General features: G+C 67.2%; 15 protein-coding genes and 1 tRNA gene. 10 read left to right on the top strand and 6 right to left on the bottom strand.

The genetic code is table 11. From position 1 onward, the window contains the following. Positions 1 to 247: 247 nt before the first annotated feature. The gene (locus tag H0X90_RS03340; RefSeq protein ID WP_077190839.1) at positions 248 to 1039 is read left to right on the top strand and encodes an AadA family aminoglycoside 3''-O-nucleotidyltransferase; all 792 of its coding nucleotides are present in this window, start codon (positions 248 to 250) and stop codon (positions 1037 to 1039) included. A gap of 148 nt (positions 1040 to 1187) precedes the next feature. On the opposite strand, the gene H0X90_RS03335 is transcribed toward H0X90_RS03340, so the two are convergent. The 3 genes from H0X90_RS03335 to H0X90_RS03325 all read right to left on the bottom strand — a co-directional run bounded on the left by H0X90_RS03335 (position 1188) and on the right by H0X90_RS03325 (position 4577). Then, entirely contained in the window at positions 1188 to 1661 is a 474-nt protein-coding gene (locus H0X90_RS03335; RefSeq protein WP_006488901.1) for a VOC family protein, read from the bottom strand. Positions 1662 to 2047: 386 nt separating this feature from the next. After that, positions 2048 to 3208, bottom strand: a complete 1161-nt coding sequence (locus tag H0X90_RS03330; RefSeq protein ID WP_006488818.1) for a porin — start codon at positions 3206 to 3208, stop codon at positions 2048 to 2050. Between the two features lie 415 nt (positions 3209 to 3623). After that, entirely contained in the window at positions 3624 to 4577 is a 954-nt protein-coding gene (locus tag H0X90_RS03325) for a YihY/virulence factor BrkB family protein (RefSeq protein ID WP_006495933.1), read from the bottom strand. A 143-nt stretch (positions 4578 to 4720) separates the two neighbouring features. Between H0X90_RS03325 and fdnG the strand changes: the two genes are divergently transcribed. The 8 genes from fdnG (at position 4721) to H0X90_RS03285 (ending at position 14377) form a co-directional block, all read left to right on the top strand. Beyond that, positions 4721 to 7792 (top strand): formate dehydrogenase-N subunit alpha, encoded by a 3072-nt coding sequence (gene fdnG, locus H0X90_RS03320; RefSeq protein WP_077190751.1) that lies wholly within the window; start codon positions 4721 to 4723, stop codon positions 7790 to 7792. A gap of 10 nt (positions 7793 to 7802) precedes the next feature. Beyond that, complete coding sequence (fdxH, locus tag H0X90_RS03315; protein ID WP_006488883.1) at positions 7803 to 8717, top strand: formate dehydrogenase subunit beta; 915 nt, start codon at positions 7803 to 7805, stop codon at positions 8715 to 8717. Continuing rightward, the gene (locus tag H0X90_RS03310; RefSeq protein WP_006488816.1) at positions 8714 to 9340 is read left to right on the top strand and encodes a formate dehydrogenase subunit gamma; all 627 of its coding nucleotides are present in this window, start codon (positions 8714 to 8716) and stop codon (positions 9338 to 9340) included. The genes fdxH and H0X90_RS03310 overlap by 4 nt, the downstream gene beginning before the upstream one ends. 109 nt (positions 9341 to 9449) lie before the next feature. Beyond that, on the top strand, positions 9450 to 10385 hold the full coding sequence (gene fdhE / locus H0X90_RS03305; protein WP_006492897.1) for a formate dehydrogenase accessory protein FdhE: 936 nt from the start codon (positions 9450 to 9452) through the stop codon (positions 10383 to 10385). Positions 10386 to 10458: 73 nt separating this feature from the next. Next, entirely contained in the window at positions 10459 to 11898 is a 1440-nt protein-coding gene (gene selA / locus H0X90_RS03300; RefSeq protein WP_059722634.1) for an L-seryl-tRNA(Sec) selenium transferase, read from the top strand. Continuing rightward, positions 11895 to 13820 carry a selenocysteine-specific translation elongation factor gene (selB, locus tag H0X90_RS03295; protein WP_077190838.1) on the top strand — a complete coding sequence of 642 codons (1926 nt, stop codon included), beginning with the start codon at positions 11895 to 11897 and terminating at the stop codon, positions 13818 to 13820. Before selA ends, selB begins: the two co-directional genes overlap by 4 nt. A 41-nt stretch (positions 13821 to 13861) precedes the next feature. Then, a tRNA-Sec gene (locus tag H0X90_RS03290) sits at positions 13862 to 13957 on the top strand. Between the two features lie 207 nt (positions 13958 to 14164). Beyond that, positions 14165 to 14377: a hypothetical protein gene (locus tag H0X90_RS03285; protein ID WP_006488812.1), complete on the top strand. Its 213-nt coding sequence runs from the start codon at positions 14165 to 14167 to the stop codon at positions 14375 to 14377. Positions 14378 to 14452: 75 nt separating this feature from the next. Here the strand turns inward: H0X90_RS03285 and H0X90_RS03280 are convergent, their stop codons facing one another. From H0X90_RS03280 to H0X90_RS03270, 3 genes are all read right to left on the bottom strand, one after another. After that, the gene (locus H0X90_RS03280) at positions 14453 to 14878 is read right to left on the bottom strand and encodes an NUDIX hydrolase (RefSeq protein ID WP_006488849.1); all 426 of its coding nucleotides are present in this window, start codon (positions 14876 to 14878) and stop codon (positions 14453 to 14455) included. 131 nt (positions 14879 to 15009) lie between these two features. Continuing rightward, positions 15010 to 16398: a nucleobase:cation symporter-2 family protein gene (locus H0X90_RS03275; protein ID WP_034178302.1), complete on the bottom strand. Its 1389-nt coding sequence runs from the start codon at positions 16396 to 16398 to the stop codon at positions 15010 to 15012. Positions 16399 to 16512: 114 nt separating this feature from the next. After that, entirely contained in the window at positions 16513 to 17490 is a 978-nt protein-coding gene (locus H0X90_RS03270) for a LysR substrate-binding domain-containing protein (RefSeq protein WP_006488825.1), read from the bottom strand. Between the two features lie 132 nt (positions 17491 to 17622). Between H0X90_RS03270 and H0X90_RS03265 the strand changes: the two genes are divergently transcribed. Continuing rightward, positions 17623 to 18342 carry an SDR family oxidoreductase gene (locus H0X90_RS03265; RefSeq protein WP_006492889.1) on the top strand — a complete coding sequence of 240 codons (720 nt, stop codon included), beginning with the start codon at positions 17623 to 17625 and terminating at the stop codon, positions 18340 to 18342. Positions 18343 to 18520: the final 178 nt, after the last annotated feature.

Below are 18520 nucleotides of genomic sequence, written 5' to 3'. Positions count from 1 at the left end.
TGCATGTCGGCAGCCGTTGCAGTGTCCCGAGATCCCCGTACGCGAAAGCGTGCGGGGATTTTTATTGCGTCGCGCAAAGCGCGCGGCGGCGAACGGATCGCCCGGCGATGCCGGGTTTGGCCGACGCACGATGTGCGGCGGATCGCAAGTCGCGCATCCGCATCCGCATCGCCGAGCCGCGAGTTTCATTCGCGCGCCGCGTTGTTGCCGCGCGTTCCGTCGCGAGCGCATCGCGAGATTTGTCATCGTGACGGACGACACCCCGCACGACATCGCCGCACAGGTCGCCGCCGCGCGTGTCGTGATCGAACGGCATCTCGGCGCGACGCTGGAAGCGATCCACCTGTTCGGATCGGCGCTCGACGGCGGCCTGAAACCGCGCAGCGACATCGATTTGCTGGTGACGGTGGCGGTGCGCCCGGACGAAGCGGCGCGACGCGCGCTGATGTCGGACCTGCTCGGTGCTTCTGCGCCGCCCGGTTGCAGCGGCGGCATGCGTGCGCTGGAGGTCACGGTCGTCGCGCACGGCGACGTGGTGCCGTGGCGTCATCCGGCGCGACGCGAGCTGCAGTTCGGCGAATGGCTGCGCAGCGGCCTCGACGCCGGCATCGTCGAGCCGCCGCTCGTCGATCACGATCTGGCCATCCTGCTGACGAAGGCGCGCCAGCACAGCATCGCGCTGGTCGGCCCGCCCGCGGACGTGCTGTTCGAGCCGGTGCCCGCGCGCGACTTCGTCGCCGCGCTGCTCGCTACCGTGGCGCAGTGGCAGGCGGAACCCGACTGGCGCGACGACGCGTGCAACATCGTGCTCGCGCTCGCGCGCATCTGGTATAGCGCCGCGACCGGCAAAATCGCGCCGAAGGACGTCGCCGCGGCGTGGGTGCTGGCGCGCCTGCCGGACGCGCACCGGCCGGTTCTGGCGGCTGCGCGTGCGGCCTATCTCGATGGTGACGCAGGCGCGGCGATCCTGTCGGGCGAACCGCTGGCGGAATTCATCGGCTACGCGCGGCGGACGATCGAGTCGATGCTGTCGGCGTAGCAGTTCGCGCCGACGATGCACGCTACCGGTTTGCCGGCCGGCCGCGGATAGCGAACGCTCGCGAGCCGGCGGCATGCGCGCACCGTCGAGCCGAGCGCGTGCACGCGACCCGGCGCGGCGTCACGCATGCGCGCCCGGTGCGCCGGGGTCAGCCCGCGGTGCCCGCAAAGGCGGCCTTCAGCGCGGCGTCGTCGAACTTGGTCATCTGCATCATCGCCGCGGCCACGCGGCCCGCCTTGACCGTGTCGCGGTCGGCCATCATCGGAATGAGCGCTTCCGGAACGATCTGCCACGACACGCCATAACGATCCCGCAGCCAGCCGCAGCCGTCGGCCGTGCCGCCGTTGTCGAGCAGCGCGCTCCAGTAGCGATCGAGTTCGGCCTGGTCCGCGCAGCTGACGAGCAGCGAGATCGCGTGGTTGAACGTCTCCGTGCGCGGGTGGCTCATCGCGAAGAACGGCTGCCCGAACAGCTCGAATTCGACCATCCGCGTGCCGTCGGTGCCGGGCACCGCCGTGACGCGCACGATCCGCGAATCCGGAAAGATGCCAGCATAGAAGGCCGCTGCTTCTTCGGCTTCCGTCGAATACCAGAGAAAAGGCGTGATCTTCTGAATCGTCATGACGAATCTCCTGTCTGTATGGGTCCGGGGCAAACCACGTGCCGCCATCGATACGACGGACGACGCCCGCCGAAATCGACACGCGGCGCGAACCAATCCCGCATCGGTCGGGCCGGGCGGTGCCGGCAGTGCGGATGTTAGTCGTCCTTGGCGGAAACGGCGAGCTCTCCGGGCCGTGGAAACCGGGTTGCGCGGGCATGGCAGCGGCCAGGCGCCGCTGCCGGCCGGCTATGTCGGGCCCGGCTGTCGCGCGGAGGCCGTGCAGACGCTGCCGGCCCGCGAGCCGGAGGCGGACGAAAAAAAGCCAGCCGCGGCCGAAACCGGGGCTGGCTTTCCAGGTCGGCGACAAGGCGTCGGAGACGCCATGCACGCCGGAAACGTACTTCTTAGAACTTGTGGCGCAGGCCGAGTGCGACGATTTCCTGCGAGCTCTTGCCGGCGATGCCGTACGAGCCGATCGACGCTTGCGCATCGCTGCCGTCTGCGTTGTGGCCGCTTGCGTGCTGGTATGCGCCGACCAGGTACACGTCGGTGCGCTTCGACAGCGAGTAGTCCGCGCCGAGCGAAACCTGGTGGTACTTGGCGTTGTTGTCGCCGCTACCCTTCGTGTAGATGTAGCCGAGGCCGAGCAGCAGCGGTGCCGATGCCTGGTACGTGACGAAGCCGCGACCCGTGTTGTACTTCTGGTTCGTGCCGAACGTCGACGCGCCGTCAGCCTTGTACTGGGCGTTGCTGTAGCCTGCACCGACCGTCACCGGGCCGAATGCGTACTGGGCTGCCACTTGCGCGATGCCGATCGACGTCGACGACGTGAACGCGTTGTTGATGAAGGTCGTGCCCGAGTCGCCGTCGAAGATTGCGTCCGACGTACCGGTCCAGCCGCTACGCTTGCCGGCCGTGAGCGCCGATGCGTTGTTCGCGTGGAAGTAGCCGGCAGCCACGCCGAGCGGGCCGTTGTTGTAGGCTGCGGCTGCGGCCCACGTCTGACCCTTGCCGGTCGAGCCGGCGACGCCGCCGAGTGCGTACATGCCTTCGAACTGGAGGCCGGCGAACACCGGGGACGTGTATTTGATCGCGTTGCTGACGCGCAGGCTGTTGTCGTTGTTGTCGACGTCGCCCGGCGTGGCGAACACGCTGCCGAAGTAGTTGTCAGCCGTGACTGCCTGAACCAGGTCGACCAGCGGGTCGTACTGGCGACCCAGCGTCAGCGTACCGTACTGGTCGCTTTGCAGGCCGACGAACGCCTGGCGGCCGAACATGCGGCCACCCTGGCCCAGTGCGCCCGATGCCGAGTTGAAGCCGTTTTCCAACTGGAAGATCGCCTTCAGGCCGCCACCGAGGTCTTCCGAACCCTTCAGGCCGAAGCGGCTGCCTTGCAGGTTGCCGCTACCCATCGACCACGAATTGTTACCTTGACCGGCGTTACCGTGAACGTACGTGATCGACGTGTCGATCACACCGTAGAGCGTCACGCTCGACTGAGCCTGAGCGGCGCCAGCGGCGCCCAGCAGGGCGAGCGAGAGGGTCGAGAGAGCAAGTTTCTTCATCGTTGAGTTTCTCCACGCAAGTGATTCATCGTTATTTGTTGCGGATTGGAGAATAGCTCAGTGCCATACACGCAAGAAAGCTTAAAAAATAAAGTGTCTCGAAAAGGTAACAGCAGGAAAAAGTCCATATATATCAAGCACATCAGGCACTGTTCCTGTTTATGAAATAGTTGACAATTGCTGCGGTGCGATTGTTTCAATCGTTGATGCGCATGGCGGCAGACCCCCTGTTTCGGCCAGTTGCAGCAAGGAAATGAGGGTGTGCAAACGTTTGCGGTTGCAGGTGCATGCACGCCGACGTGTCAGGCAAGCGTCGACGCCGCGCGAATGCGCGGCGAACCACGGGGTTGCAAGCGAGGGGAGGGTGTGCCGGGTACGCGCGGGACCGATGCGCGGCCGTCTTCAGCGGGCTGAATCAGTCGTCGCGCGGGCGATTCCCGGCGGGATCGGGCCGAGCGGCGCGAGTCGCTTGAGCGGCCGCGGCCGGCGCCGGATTCGCGGCCGGCCGATGCGCGTCGCCGCGGGCGGCCGCGAATTCCGCGCCGAGCAGCAACACGATCGCGGAGAAGTACAGCCACATCAGCAGGACCGCGAACGACCCGGCCGCGCCGAACGCGCTCGCGGTGCCCGCATGCGCGAGATACAGCGCGAACAGCTTCTTGCCGCCGGAAAACAGGATCGCGGACACGATGCCGCCGATCGCGGCGTCGCGCCACGCGACGCGCGCGTCGGGCAGGAACTTCATCAACGACGCGAACGCGGCCGCGAGCACCGCGATGCCGACGAAGAACTGCACGACGTTCGTGACGACCACGTACGGCGAATTGCCCAGCAGCCAGGTGCCGATGAAGGTGATCGCGGTGTCGAGCACGAGCGACACGATCAGCAGGAACGCGACGCCGAGCACGAGCCCGAACGAGATCAGCCGCACGCGCACCAGCCCGAGCATGCTCGACCAGCGGCTTTCGGTGGCCGGCCAGATCACGCTGAGCGCCGCGCTGAGCGACGCGAACGTGGCCGACGCGCCGATCGCGAGCGCGGCGAACGAGATCAGCGTGGCGATGCCGCCGCGTTCGCCCGCGCGGTGCGCGTTCTGCACGATCGTCTGGATGCTGGCGGCCGCGTCGTCGCCGATTAGCTGATGCGCCTGCTCGAACACCTGGCCGCGCGCGGCGTCGTCGCCGTAGAACCAGCCGGCCACCGCGATCACCATCACGAGGGTCGGCGCGAGCGAGAACGCGGAGAAAAACGCGATGCCCGCGGCCATCGCGGAGCAGCGGTCGGACGAGAAGCGCTTGAACGCGGTGAGGGCCCAGTTGGCCTGCTGCTGGGCGAGACGGGTGGCTTCTGAAGTGATCTGTCGTTTCATGACGGTTCGGTTGCGCGCGGAACGCGGATCATCGCAGGTTAATCGGACATATCGGTATTGATCCGAGGATTCGATCATAGTTGCCTGAACTGTCTATAATTCCTTTCAGTTTCACCCCACCCCACAATAACGCCGAGACCGCCATGCTACAAATGTCCCGGCGCCAGTTCCTGAAGGTGACGGCCACGTCGCTTGCCGGATCGAGTCTTGCCCTGATGGGCTTTTCTCCGTCCGAAGCGCTGGCCGAAGTCCGACAGTACAAACTGGCGCGCACCGTCGAAACGCGCAACACCTGTCCTTACTGTTCAGTGGGTTGCGGCATCCTGATGTACAGCCTCGGAGACGGCGCGAAGAATGCGCAGCCGAGCATCATCCACATCGAAGGCGATCCCGACCACCCCGTCAATCGCGGCACGCTGTGCCCGAAGGGCGCGAGCCTGATCGACTTCATCCACAGCCCGAACCGCCTGACGCACCCCGAGTATCGTGCGCCCGGCTCGGACAAGTGGGAACCCATCTCGTGGAACGACGCGCTCGACCGCATCGCGAAGCTGATGAAGGCCGACCGCGACGCGAACTTCGTCGAGACGGCCGAAGACGGCGCGAAGGTCAACCGCTGGCTCACGACCGGCATGCTGGCCGCGTCGGCGGGCAGCAACGAGGTCGGCTACCTGACGCACAAGACCATCCGCAGTCTCGGGATGCTCGCATTCGACAATCAGGCGCGTGTCTGACATGGCCCGACGGTGGCAGGTCTTGCCCCGACGTTTGGCCGTGGAGCGATGACGAACCATTGGGTCGACATCAAGAACGCGGACGTGATTCTCGTGATGGGCGGCAATGCAGCCGAGGCCCATCCGTGCGGTTTCAAGTGGGTGACGGAGGCGAAGGCGCACCGCAAGGCGCGGCTGATCGTCGTCGACCCGCGCTTCACGCGTACGGCCTCGGTGGCCGATTACTACGCGCCGATCCGCACCGGCACCGACATCGTCTTCCTGGGCGGCGTCATCAACTATCTGCTGACGAACGACAAGATCCAGCATGAGTACGTGAAGAACTACACGGACTTCTCGTTCATCGTGCGCGAGGATTTCGCGTTCAACGACGGCATTTATTCCGGCTACGACGCCGAGAAGCACGCGTACCCGGACAAATCGAGCTGGGACTACGAGCGCGGCGACGACGGTTTCGCGAAGGTCGATCCGACGCTGCAGCATCCGCATTGTGTATACAACCTGCTGAAGCAGCACTACGCGCGCTATACGGCGGACATGGTCCAGCAGGTCTGCGGCACGCCGAAGGACAAATTCCTGAAGGTGTGCGAGATGCTCGCGAGCACGGCCGTACCCGGCCGCGCCGGCACGGTGCTGTACGCGCTCGGCTGGACCCACCACTCGATCGGCGCGCAGATCATCCGCACCGGCGCGATGGTGCAGCTGCTGCTCGGCAACATCGGCATCGCCGGCGGCGGGATGAACGCGCTGCGCGGCCACTCGAACATCCAGGGGCTGACCGATCTCGGGCTGATGTCGAACCTGCTGCCGGGCTACATGACGCTGCCGATGCAGGCGGAGCAGGACTTCGACGCGTACATCAAGAAGCGCGTGCAGCAGCCGCTGCGGCCGAACCAGCTGAGCTACTGGAAGAACTACAAGGCGTTCCACGTCAGCTTCATGAAGTCGTGGTGGGGCGACGCGGCCACCGCCGAGAACAACTGGGCGTACGACTACCTGCCGAAGCTGGACAAGCAGTACGACCTGCTGCAGGCGATCGAGCTGATGAATGCCGGCAAGATGAACGGCTACATCTGCCAGGGCTTCAACCCGCTCGCGGCGGCGCCGTCGAAGGTGAAGACGGCGGCCGGCCTCGCGAAGCTGAAGTGGCTCGTGATCATGGATCCGCTCGCGACCGAGACGTCCGAGTTCTGGAAGCCTCACGGCGACTACAACGACGTCGATCCGTCGAAGATCCAGACCGAGGTGTTCCGCCTGCCGACCACCTGCTTCGCGGAGGAAAACGGCTCGCTCGTGAGTTCGAGCCGCGTGCTGCAGTGGCACTGGAAGGGCGCGGAGCCGCCGGGTGAAGCGAGGAGCGACCTCGAGATCATGTCGGGGCTGTTCCTGCGCATGCGCAAGCTGTACCAGAAGGACGGCGGCAAGTATCCGGACCCGATCGTGAACCTGACCTGGCCGTACGCGAACCCGGAAAGCCCGACGCCCGAGGAACTGGCGATGGAGTTCAACGGGAAAGCGCTCGCCGATCTGCCCGATCCGAAGGATCCGGCGAAGACGCTCGTGAAGAAGGGCGAGCAGCTTGCCGCGTTCGCGCAACTGAAGGACGACGGCACGACCGCGAGCGGCTGCTGGATCTTCTGCGGCGCGTGGACCCAGGCCGGCAACCAGATGGGGCGGCGCGACAACTCCGACCCGACCGGTATCGGCCAGACGCTGAACTGGGCGTGGGCATGGCCGGCGAACCGGCGGATCCTGTACAACCGCGCGTCGTGCGACGTCGCCGGCAAGCCGTTCGACCCGACCCGCAAGCTGATCGGCTGGAACGGCAGCGCGTGGAAGGGCGCCGACATCCCGGACTTCAAGGCGGACGAACCGCCCGAAAACGGGATGGGGCCGTTCATCATGAATCCGGAAGGCGTCGCGCGCTTTTTTGCCCGCGCGGGGATGAACGAAGGTCCGTTCCCCGAGCATTACGAGCCGTTCGAGACGCCGCTCGCCGCGAACCCGCTGCACCCGAACAACCCGCAGGCGCTGAACAACCCGGCCGCCCGCGTGTTCCCGGACGACCGTGCGTCGTTCGGCAAGGTGGCGGAATTCCCGCACGTGGCGACCACGTACCGGCTGACCGAGCACTTCCACTACTGGACCAAGCATGCACGGCTGAACTCGATCATCCAGCCCGAGCAATTCGTCGAGATCGGCGAAGACCTCGCGAAGGAAGTCGGCGTCGCGCATGGCGAGCGCGTGAAGGTGTCGTCCAAGCGCGGCTACATCATCGCGGTCGCGCTCGTCACGAAGCGGATCAAGCCGCTGACGGTCGACGGCAAGAAGGTCCAGACGGTCGGCGTCCCGTTGCACTGGGGCTTCAAGGGCCTGACGAAGCCCGGCTATCTCGCCAATACCCTGACTCCGTCCGTGGGTGACGGCAACTCCTATACACCGGAATTCAAGTCGTTCCTGGTGAAGGTCGAAAAGGCGTAAGGGGGAAGAGATGGCATTGCAATCGCTGGATATCAAGCGCGTCTCGGCCACCACGACGCCACCGCCCACGGTGCGCGAACCGGTGACCGGGAGCGTCGCGAAGCTGATCGACGTATCGAAGTGCATCGGCTGCAAGGCATGCCAGACGGCATGCATGGAGTGGAACGACCTGCGCGACGAAGTCGGCACCAACGTCGGCGTGTACGACAACCCGGCCGACCTGACCGAGCATTCGTGGACGGTCATGCGGTTCTCCGAATACGAGAACCCGGCGGGCGACCTCGAGTGGCTGATCCGCAAGGACGGCTGCATGCACTGCGAGGATCCGGGCTGCCTGAAGGCATGCCCGTCGCCGGGCGCGATCGTGCAGTACAACAACGGGATCGTCGACTTCCACGAGGAGAACTGCATCGGTTGCGGCTACTGCGTGACCGGTTGCCCGTTCAACGTGCCGCGGATCTCGAAGAAGGATCATCGCGCATACAAGTGCACGCTCTGTTCCGACCGCGTCGCGGTCGGCCAGGAACCGGCCTGCGTGAAGACCTGCCCGACGGGCGCGATCGTGTTCGGCACCAAGGAGGACATGAAGCAGCACGCGGCCGAGCGGATCGAGGACCTGAAGGAGCGCGGCTTCGAGCATGCGGGGCTGTACGACCCGCAGGGCGTCGGCGGCACGCACGTGATGTACGTGCTGCACCACGCGGACAAACCGTCGCTGTATCACGGTCTGCCCGACAATCCGTCGATCAGCCCGATGGTGAAGCTGTGGAAGGGTATCGCGAAGCCACTCGCGGTCGCCGGCCTCGCGCTGACCGCGCTGGCCGGGTTCTTCCACTACACGCGGGTCGGTCCGAACGAGGTCACCGACGAGGAAGAAGCCGCTGCCCGCGACGAGGCACGACGCATCAAGGAGGACGCGAAATGAGCCACGACGACCCCAACCTGATCGTCCGCTACACGCCGAACGAGCGCACGAACCACTGGATCACCGCGATCACGTTCGTGCTGCTCGCGCTGTCCGGGCTCGCGCTGTTCCATCCGTCGATGTTCTGGCTGACCGCGCTGTTCGGCGGCGGCCAGTGGACGCGGATCCTGCATCCGTTCGTCGGTCTCGTGATGTTCGTGTCGTTCGCGATTCTCGTGGTGCGGTTCTGGCACCACAATGCGCTCGATGCGGACGATCGCCAATGGCTGAAGCAGATCGGCGACGTGCTGACCAACCAGGAAGACAAGCTGCCGCCGGTCGGGCGCTATAACGCCGGACAGAAGCTGCTATTCTTCACGCTGGTGGCGTGCCTGTTGCTGCTCCTGCTGTCGGGAATCGTGATCTGGCGGCGCTATTTCTCGTTCTACTTCCCGATCGGGGTGATCCGCGCGGCCGCTGTCGTGCATGCCGTGGCGGCCTTCGTGCTGATCGCGAGCATCATCGTGCACATTTACGCGGCGTTGTGGGTGAAGGGTTCGATCGGCGCGATGGTGCGCGGCACCGTCACGCTGGGCTGGGCCCGCAAGCATCACCCGAAGTGGTTCCGTGAAAGCGTGAAATAACGCACCGGAGCGGAAGCGGTACGCCGATTGCGGCGTACCGCTCCGCCAACCGCCGGAATCGCCTGAAGAGCGCCGATTCGTCGGCGCTTGTTTTTTGGAAGAAATTTTCGTGACACAACGCATTCTCGAACCGACCGAGATCTCGGCACTCGATCATTCGGCCATTCCGCGCTTTCGCCTGCCGGAGCGCGCGACCGCGTTCGCGGCGCGCGCCGCGCGGCTGCGCAAGCTTGCCGACCTGAACCCGATCAGCGGCTACCTGCGGCTGATGGCCACCGTCGCCGACGCGCAGCACGCGACGCTGCAAGCGCTGGAGCTGCCGCTGCCGTCGAAGGAAGCGATCGCACGCGCACAGGAACATTCGATGCCGCTCGTGCCGGCGCTCGACGGCGAGCGCGATGCGCGCTGGCGCGCCGTGCTGTATGAACTGCTCGACCGCGTCGAAAGCGCGGGGCTCGTCAATCCGCAGCTCGCGAAGCTGCTCGACCGGCTGCGCCTGATGGCGCCCGCCGAGCTCGACGCACAGGCCGACGCGATCCTCGCGCTGCGCTTCGCCGAGGTCGATCCGGCCACCGCGCCGTTCCTGATGGCCGCGCTGCAGGTCGCGTGGACGGACCTCGCGAGCCGCGTGACGCCGACCGATGTCCCGTATCTCGACCAGCCGGGGCTGTGCCCGGTGTGCGGCACGCATCCGGTCGCGAGCGTCGTGCGGGTCGGCGGCCAGTATCAGGGCTACCGTTTCCTCCAGTGCGGGCTGTGCACGACCGAGTGGCACATGGTGCGTACCAAGTGCTCGCACTGCGATTCGACGAAAGGCATCGCGTATCACGGGATCGAGGGCGGCAGCGAAGCGATCAAGGCCGAATCGTGCGACGAGTGCAAGACCTATCGCAAGATCGGCTATCAGGAGAAGGACTACGAGTTCGAGCCGCTGGCCGACGATCTCGCGAGTCTCACGCTCGACCTGCTGATGAACGAGGCCGGCTACCAGCGCAGTTCGCCGAACCCGCTGCTGTGGCCGGACGTGTCGCGCGAAGCGGACTGACGGCACGGGGCCGGGGCGGGGCGCGAGCGCCGGCCCGGCCGACTGCGAAGCATGAGACTGGAGCCACGACGACGTGACCGAACCGGGTGTGAATGAACTGAATGCCGTGCTGGCGCGTGTGCCGTCCGTCGAGCGCGTGCTGTCGTCGACACCGTTGCAACCACTGATCGACGACTATGGCCGCACGCGTGTGCTGAACGCGGTGCGCGCCGAACTGGAACGCTGGCGCACGGCCGCGCAGCACGATCCCGCGGCGGCCGAGCCACTGGACGAGCCGCGCATCGCAGCGGCCGTCGCGCGCACGCTGGCCGCGCAGAGCGCGGGCGCCGTGCGCACCGTGTTCAACCTGACCGGCACCGTGCTGCACACGAACCTCGGGCGCGCGTTGCTGCCCGACGACGCGGTGCGCGCGGTGGTCGACGCGCTCACGCGGCCCGTCAACCTCGAGTTCGACCTCGCGACCGGCCGCCGCGGCGATCGCGACGACCTGATTGACGATCTGCTGTGCGAACTGACGGGTGCGGAGGCCGCGACCGTCGTCAACAACAATGCGGCGGCCGTGCTGCTGACGCTGTCGGCGCTCGCGACGAAGCGGGAAGTGGTCGTGTCGCGCGGCGAGCTGGTCGAGATCGGCGGGGCGTTCCGGATCCCCGACATCATGAGCCGTGCCGGCGCGAAGCTGCACGAGGTCGGCACGACCAACCGCACGCACCTGCACGACTACGCGGCCGCGATCGGCCCGCGCACGGCGCTGCTGATGAAGGTGCACTGCAGCAACTACGCGATCAGCGGCTTTACGAAGGAGACGACGCTCGCCGAACTCACGCCGCTCGCACGCGAGCGCGGGGTGCCGGTCGCCGTCGATCTCGGCAGCGGCACGCTCGCCGACTTGTCGCAATGGGGCCTGCCGCACGAGACGACCGTGCAGGAAACCGTCGCCGCCGGCGCAAACGTTGTCACGTTCAGCGGCGACAAGCTGCTCGGCGGGCCGCAGGCCGGCCTGATCGTCGGCGACCGCGCACTCGTCGCGAAGATCAAGAAGCATCCGCTCAAGCGCGCGCTGCGCGTCGGCAAGCTGACGCTCGCGGCGCTCGAACCCGTGCTGCGGCTGTATCAGTCGCCCGAATTCCTGCGCGACCGGCTCACGACGCTGCGCCTGCTGACGCGCCCGCAGCGCGAGATCGCCGAGGCCGCCGAACGCGTGCGTCCGGCGTTCCAGGCCGCGCTCGGCAGCGGTTTCGACGTGACGGTCGAGCCGATGTTCAGCCAGATCGGCAGCGGCGCGCTACCGGTCGACCAGTTGCCGAGCGCCGGGCTCGTCGTGCGCTCGGCGGACGGCAAGCGCAGCGGCCGCGCGCTCGCGCAGCTCGAGAAACGCCTGCGCGAATGGCCGCGCCCGGTGATCGGCCGCGTGGCCGACAACGCGCTGCGGCTCGACCTGCGCTGCGTCGAAGCGGCCGACGAAGCGGCGTTCGTCGCGCAATGCGTGCCGCTCGCGGGGCCCGCCGCATGATCGTCGGGACCGCGGGACACATCGACCACGGCAAGACCACGCTCGTGCGTGCGCTGACGGGCGTCGACACCGATCGGCTGAAGGAAGAGAAGGCGCGCGGCATCTCGATCGAGCTGGGTTATGCGTATACGCCGCTCGACAATGGAGACGTGCTCGGCCTGATCGACGTGCCGGGCCACGAGAAGCTGATTCATACGATGGCGGCCGGTGCGTGCGGCATCGACTTCGCGTTGCTCGTGATTGCCGCGGACGACGGCGTGATGCCGCAGACGCGCGAGCATCTCGCGATCCTGCAATTGCTCGGCGTCACGCATGGTGCCGTCGCGCTGACGAAATGTGATCGCGTCGATGCCGCGCGGGTCGCCGAGGTGCGCGACGAGATCGCCGCGTGGCTGCACGATTCGACGCTGGCCGGCGTGCCGATCTTCGAAACGCGCGCGACGGTGGCCGACGATCCGGGCGTCGCCGCGCTGAAGCGGCACCTGGCCGACGCGGCGATCGCGTGGCGCGCGCGTCGCGATGACGGCCTGTTCCGGCTCGCGGTCGATCGTGTGTTTACGCTCGCCGGGCAGGGCACCGTCGTGACGGGTACCGCGTTCGCGGGCCGTGTCGCGACCGGCGACACGCTCGCGATCGTGCGCACCGGCGGCGCGGCCCGCGTGCGCAGCATCCATGCGCAGAATCGGCCGGTCGAGGCCGGCCGCGCGGGCGAGCGTTGCGCGCTGAATCTGGCCGGCGTCGACAAGGCCGACGTCGAGCGGGGCGATACCGTCGCCGATGCGCGGCTCGTCGCGACGTCGCCGCGCCTCGATGTCGAACTGACGTTGCTCGCGGACGCGGGGCTGACGTTGACGCACTGGGCGCCGCTGCATGTGCATCTCGGCACGCTGCATCGCGTGGCTCACGTCGCGCTGCTCGACGGCGACACGCTCGCGGCCGGCCAGCGGATGCGCGTGCAACTGGTGTTCGACGAACCGGTGTTCGCGCTGCCGGGCGACCGCTTCATCGTTCGCAATCCGCAAGCAACGCGCACCGTCGGCGGCGGCCGCGTGCTCGATCCGTTCGGGCCGGCGCGCAAGCGCCGCACGCCGGCGCGCCGTGCGTGGCTCGATGCGCTCGCCGCGTGGCTCGACGAAGGGCGCCTCGATGCACTGCTGGCGCAGGCGCCGCTCGGCATGCCACGCGCGACGCTCACGCATCTGACGGGATTCGCACCCGATGCGCTGGCGTTGCCGGACGACGCGCTGGCGATCGGGCAGCGCGATGCCGCGTCGAATGAAGGCGCGGTGATTTCGCGGGCGCACTGGCGTGCGTTGCAGGCACGGGCGGTCGATACGCTGCGCGCGTACCACGAGCGCATGCCCGACGAGCAGGGGCTCGACGCTGCGCGCTTGCGGCGGATGGCGGCGCCGCTCGTCGGCGATGCGCTGTGGCGCGCGCTCGTCGAGGCGCTGGTGGCGGGCGGCGAGGTCGTGCGCAGCGGGCCGTGGCTGCATCTGCCGTCGCATTCGGTGAGCCTCGAGCCGCGCGAGGAAGCGCTGGCGCAGCAACTGCTGCCGCTGATCCACGCGGGGCGCTTCGATCCGCCGTGGGTGCGCGACCTGGCTCGCGACACGGGCGTGGCCGAGGACGCGGTGCGCACGCTGCTGCGCAAGCTCGCGCGGCGCGGCGACGTGCACCAGGTCGTGCGCGACCTGTTCTATCACGCGGACGTCGCACGCGAGCTGGCGGAACTGGTCGCGCATCTCGCGTCGTCGCGCGGCGGCGGGCTCGATGCCGCGACGTTCCGCGACGCGACGGGGCTCGGTCGCAAGCGCGCGATCCAGATTCTCGAGTTCTTCGATCGGGTTGGGTATACTCGCTTCCACCGCGATCTTCACTACCTGCGGCCTGACAGCGGTTGGGTGGGTATTCAGGCGTAGGCGCTCGTCGTTCTTCTCGCTCTTTTGATTCTTTTCCCCACGGAAGGCATTCGTATCCGGTGGTACGGCCGGGCTTCAAACCCGGTTAGGGGCGTCAGACGCTCCTGGGTAGGTTCGACTCCTGCTGCCTTCCGCCACCTCGTTTTTCTCCCGACTCGGCATGCTTCGGACTGCGCGCGCCCGCGTCGAGCGCCCGCATCGCGCAACGGCCGCGACCGCGCAAACTTGATCGGGAAAAGCACTAGAAGTGCGGGAATTATTTCCCGGCTATAGTGAAATGACTGAAGGTAGACGCGCGCGTTTTTGCCGATACCGTTCAGGTCATGACTGTAGACGGGTGCTGTATGAAAAATAAAATCGAAAAGACCGCCGGACCGATCTGGGGTGTGGCTGCAGGATTGTTTCTCGCGGCGGCAGGGTTGAGTCTCGGCATCTTCCCGCAATCCTTGCACGGCTCGGGAAGCGCGAACGACTTCATGGCGTCCGGCGTCGCGATGCTAGGCGTTTTCCTCGTCGTCTATTCCACGCACGAACTGCGAAGAAAGCGCTCGCATTGAGCGCACGCGTGCCGCTGATCCACGAAAATCGACTCGAGTTCGCCGGCTGCGCGTGCATGCGTTCGCCGCCGATGCCTACGCTTTACGGATTTCGTGGTTGTAGACGAGTTCGACGATGCGTTTCGTCGGGATGCTGGCGCGCAGCGCATCGACACCGTCGATCGGAAACCACTTGCATTTCTCGATCTCGTTGTTCGCTTGCGGTGTCTGGTCCGGGCCGACTTCCGCGAAGAACACGTGATGGATTTTTGCGAGCCCGGTGAACTGCATCGAGTACACGAGATGCTGGCCGGTCACACCGGTTTCTTCGCACAACTCGCGATGCGCGGCTTCGAGCGGCGTCTCCCCACGCTTGATCGTGCCGCCCGGTAGCGCCCAGCGCGACGACGCACGCGCGACGAGCAGGACTTGCTCGTCGCGGTAGCAGACGACGGTCGCGCGTTCCTTGATCGGGACGGCGCTCGTTTCGGCGGAGGGGTTGGGCGCTCGCGTTTGGGGCATGGAGCCATTCTAACCAGCGCGGATCGATCGGCCAAGGCAGCCTGACCCGATTTGACGTTCGCGGACGACGGTCGAACGACGAGGCCCGTCATGCGTGCCGCGCCGTCATGCGGTTCGTGCCGCGTTTGCCTTTACTTCTTTTCCGGCAGGAACCAGTTCATCACGAGCGCGCAGATGCCGCCCGTCGCCACGCCCGATTCCAGTACGTTCTTCAGTGCATGCGGCAGGCTGTTCAGAATGTCCGGCACCTGCGACACGCCGAGGCCGAGCGCGAGCGACACCGCGATGATCAGCAGCGCACGGCGGTCGAGGTGGACGCCCGCGAGGATGTTGATGCCCGACGCGGCCACCGCACCGAACATCACCATCGCCGCACCGCCGAGCACCGGCTCCGGCACCGCCTGCAGCACGCCGGCGACGACCGGGAACAGGCCGAGCACCACCAGCATGCCCGCGATCCAGATGCCGACGTAGCGGCTCGCGACGCCGGTGATCTGGATCACGCCGTTGTTCTGCGCGAATACCGAGCTCGGAAACGTATTGAACACGCCGGCCAGCAGCGAGTTCGCGCCGTTGACGAGCACGCCGCCCTTGATGCGCTGCATCCACACCGGCCCTTCGACCGGCTCGTTCGAGATCTTGCTGGTGGCCGTCACGTCGCCGATCGCTTCGAGCGACGTGACGAGATAGATGATCAGCATCGGCACGAACAGCGCCCACGAGAAGCCGATGCCGAAGTGCAGCGGCGTCGGGACCTGGAACAGCGCGGCCTGGTGCATGCCGGTGAAATCGAGGCGGCCGAGGAACGCGGCCGCGAGGTAGCCGATCGCAAGCGCGATGACGAGCGCGGTGCTGCGCACCCAGACGACCGGCACGCGGTTCAGCAGGATGATCGTGCCGAGCACGAGGCCCGACAGCGTGAGGTTCTCCGCGCTCGCGAACGTGCCCTTGGCCATCGCGCCGTAGCCGCCGCCCATGCTGATGAGGCCGACCTTGATCAGCGTGAGGCCGATCAGCAGCACGACGATGCCGGTGACGAGCGGCGTGATCAGGCGTTTCACGAACGGCAGGATGCGCGACACGCCCATCTCGACGAACGACCCCGCGATCACGACGCCGAAGATCGCGGCCATCACGGTCTCGACCGGCGTGCCTTGCTTGACCATCAGGCTGCCGCCGGCGATCAGCGGGCCGACGAAGTTGAAGCTGGTGCCCTGGACGATCAGCAGGCCGGCGCCCAGCGGGCCGAAGCGCTTGCACTGGACGAAGGTGGCGATGCCGGAAATGACGAGCGACATCGACACGATCAGGGTCGTATCGCGGCTGGACACGCCGAGCGCCTGGCAGATCAGCAGGCCCGGCGTGACGATCGGCACGATGATCGCCAGCAGGTGCTGCAGCGCGGCGACGAAGGCGACCATCGGCGCCGGCCGGTCGTTCGGGCCGTAGACGAGGTCGCGGGCCGATTCTGCGGCGTCGGCGCCATGGGAGGCGGATTGGGCGGAGGAGGCGGGTTGCATGGCGAGCGGGCCGGACAAGGTGGAAAGTGCGGCATTTTAGCCGAAGGGCCCGCCGGCGCCGCCCGGCCGTGCCGCAATAGTCGACGGCGGCCGGCTGGCGTGAGCCGCGCGACGTCAGCCCGCTGCGCGCGTTGCTTTGCCGCGCGTCGTCGTGCGTGGCGGGCGCGAATCCGGATACGCGCGCTGGCAGACGGCGATGACCGCATCGCGCAGGCGGCGATGCACGGGGTCGCCGTGCATGCGCGGATGCCACAGCGCGGACACCAGGATCGCCGGCAAGCGGACCGGGATCTCGAAACTGCGCAGCCCGAGCGCGTCGGTGAGCCCCGGCGAGCACGCGTTGCCGAGGCTGGAGCGCGGCACCAGCGCGACCAGGTCGGTACTGGCCGCGACACGCATCGCGTCCGGATAGCCCGGCACGACGACGTGCACGGCGGGGCCCGGGCCGGCCTGGCCGGTCGAGTCGTCGGCCGGTCCGTCGAAATCGCCGAACTGGGCCGCGATGACGTGACGGCAGGCTGCATAGCGCGCGGGCGTGATCCGGGCCGACGCGAACAGCGGATGCCCGACGCGCGCCACCGCGACGTGCCAGTCGTGAAAGAGCATCCGCGTGTGCAGCTCGGGCGCGTCGTCGCCGCGCTTGCCGATTTGCAGGTCGACGGTGCCGTCGCGCAGCGCTTGCGGATCGCTGTCGAGCTTCGGGACGAAGCGGATACGCACGTGCGGCGCGACGTCGGCCAGCGCGGCCACGACCGGGCCGGCCAGCATTTCCATGAACGACGCGGCCGCCCGGATCGTGAACGTGGCCGTGAGCGTCGCGAGGTCGACGTCGGCCGTCGCCGGCCGCAGCACGGCGCGCGCGTCGCTCGCGACGGCATGCACGCGGTCGCGCAACGCGGTTGCGTGCGGGGTCGGCACGAGCCTGCGCCCGGCGCGCACGAGCAGTTGATCGCCGGTGGCGGCGCGCAGCCGCGTGAGCGTGCGGCTCATCGCGGACGTGCTCAGGCCCAGCCGGCGCGCGGCGCCGGTCACGCTGCTCTCTGACAGCAGCGCGTCGAGCGCGGTGACGAGGTTCAGGTCGATGTTTTCCATGTGGACAGGATACGCCACTGCGAGGCGTGACATGGCGTTCGATGCAACGATGGATTGCATTCGGTGCGTCTGGCGCCTGTCGTGGCGCCCGCCTATAGTGGGTGCATGACGAACACGGTAAACGCAAAAACCATGCAATCGACTGAATCGAATCGACGCAACGCGCCCGCGATCCTCCTCGTCGCGGCGTCGCGCGGCCTCGGGCTCGCGATGGCGGAGGCCTTCCTGAACAAGGGCTGGAACGTGACGGGGACCGTGCGCGCAGAATCGGGGCGCACGCAGCTGCACGAGCTGGCCGAGCGGTTCGACGGCCGGCTCGAGATCGGCACGCTCGACATCTGCGCGCCCGCGCAACTGGCCGCGCTGCGCGAGCGTCTGGCGGGCCGGCGCTTCGACATGCTGTTCGTGAACGCGGGCACGACCAACGATCCGAACGAAACGATCGGTGAAGTGACGACCGACGAATTCGTACGCGTGATGATCACGAATGCGCTGGCGCCGATGCGCGCGATCGAGACGCTGCAGGATCTGGTGACCGACGACGGGCTGATCGGCGCGATGTCGTCGGGGCAGGGCAGCGTCGCGAACAACGTCAGCGGCATGCGCGAGGTCTATCGCGGCAGCAAGGCCGCGCTGAACCAGTTCATGCGCAGCTTCGCGGCGCGTCAGGCCGATACGCGCCGCGCGATGGCGCTGATGGCGCCCGGCTGGGTCCGCACCGAACTCGGCGGGCCCGACGCACGCCTGACCATCGACGAAAGCGTGCCGAGCCTCGTCGACGTGCTGCTCGCGAAGCGGGCGCGGCCCGGGCTCGAATACCTCGACTATCTGGGGCGCACGGTGCCGTGGTGAACAGGTGGCTGACCGCGCGCGGCCAGCCGGGAGATGACGTTGCGTACGCAACGATTGCGGGGAGCGCCGACGTGCGCGTCGCTGCATCGCACAACCGACCGCGCTTGACACCAGCGCGTTGCCCGCCGTAAATTGCGCAGGCAGATCTAGATAAGAGACTATCTGTAAGATGGTCTCT

This window comes from Burkholderia sp. 9775_39 (assembly GCF_015712225.1).
GTDB lineage: Bacteria > Pseudomonadota > Gammaproteobacteria > Burkholderiales > Burkholderiaceae > Burkholderia > Burkholderia cenocepacia.
Note: the sequence above shows the minus strand (reverse complement) of the source record. Positions and strands in the feature narration are given on the sequence as shown.

Bases quoted from the DNA above. Each gene is read 5' to 3' on its own strand.
- H0X90_RS03335 (WP_006488901.1), bottom strand. From the start codon at position 1,661: ATGACGATTCAGAAGATCACGCCTTTTCTCTGGTATTCGACGGAAGCC.
- H0X90_RS03330 (WP_006488818.1), bottom strand. From the start codon at position 3,208: ATGAAGAAACTTGCTCTCTCGACCCTCTCGCTCGCCCTGCTGGGCGCC.
- H0X90_RS03325 (WP_006495933.1), bottom strand. From the start codon at position 4,577: ATGAAACGACAGATCACTTCAGAAGCCACCCGTCTCGCCCAGCAGCAG.
- fdxH (WP_006488883.1), top strand. From the start codon at position 7,803: ATGGCATTGCAATCGCTGGATATCAAGCGCGTCTCGGCCACCACGACG.
- H0X90_RS03310 (WP_006488816.1), top strand. From the start codon at position 8,714: ATGAGCCACGACGACCCCAACCTGATCGTCCGCTACACGCCGAACGAG.
- selB (WP_077190838.1), top strand. From the start codon at position 11,895: ATGATCGTCGGGACCGCGGGACACATCGACCACGGCAAGACCACGCTC.
- H0X90_RS03285 (WP_006488812.1), top strand. From the start codon at position 14,165: ATGAAAAATAAAATCGAAAAGACCGCCGGACCGATCTGGGGTGTGGCT.
- H0X90_RS03280 (WP_006488849.1), bottom strand. From the start codon at position 14,878: ATGCCCCAAACGCGAGCGCCCAACCCCTCCGCCGAAACGAGCGCCGTC.
- H0X90_RS03275 (WP_034178302.1), bottom strand. From the start codon at position 16,398: ATGCAACCCGCCTCCTCCGCCCAATCCGCCTCCCATGGCGCCGACGCC.
- H0X90_RS03270 (WP_006488825.1), bottom strand. From the start codon at position 17,490: ATGGAAAACATCGACCTGAACCTCGTCACCGCGCTCGACGCGCTGCTG.
- H0X90_RS03265 (WP_006492889.1), top strand. From the start codon at position 17,623: ATGCAATCGACTGAATCGAATCGACGCAACGCGCCCGCGATCCTCCTC.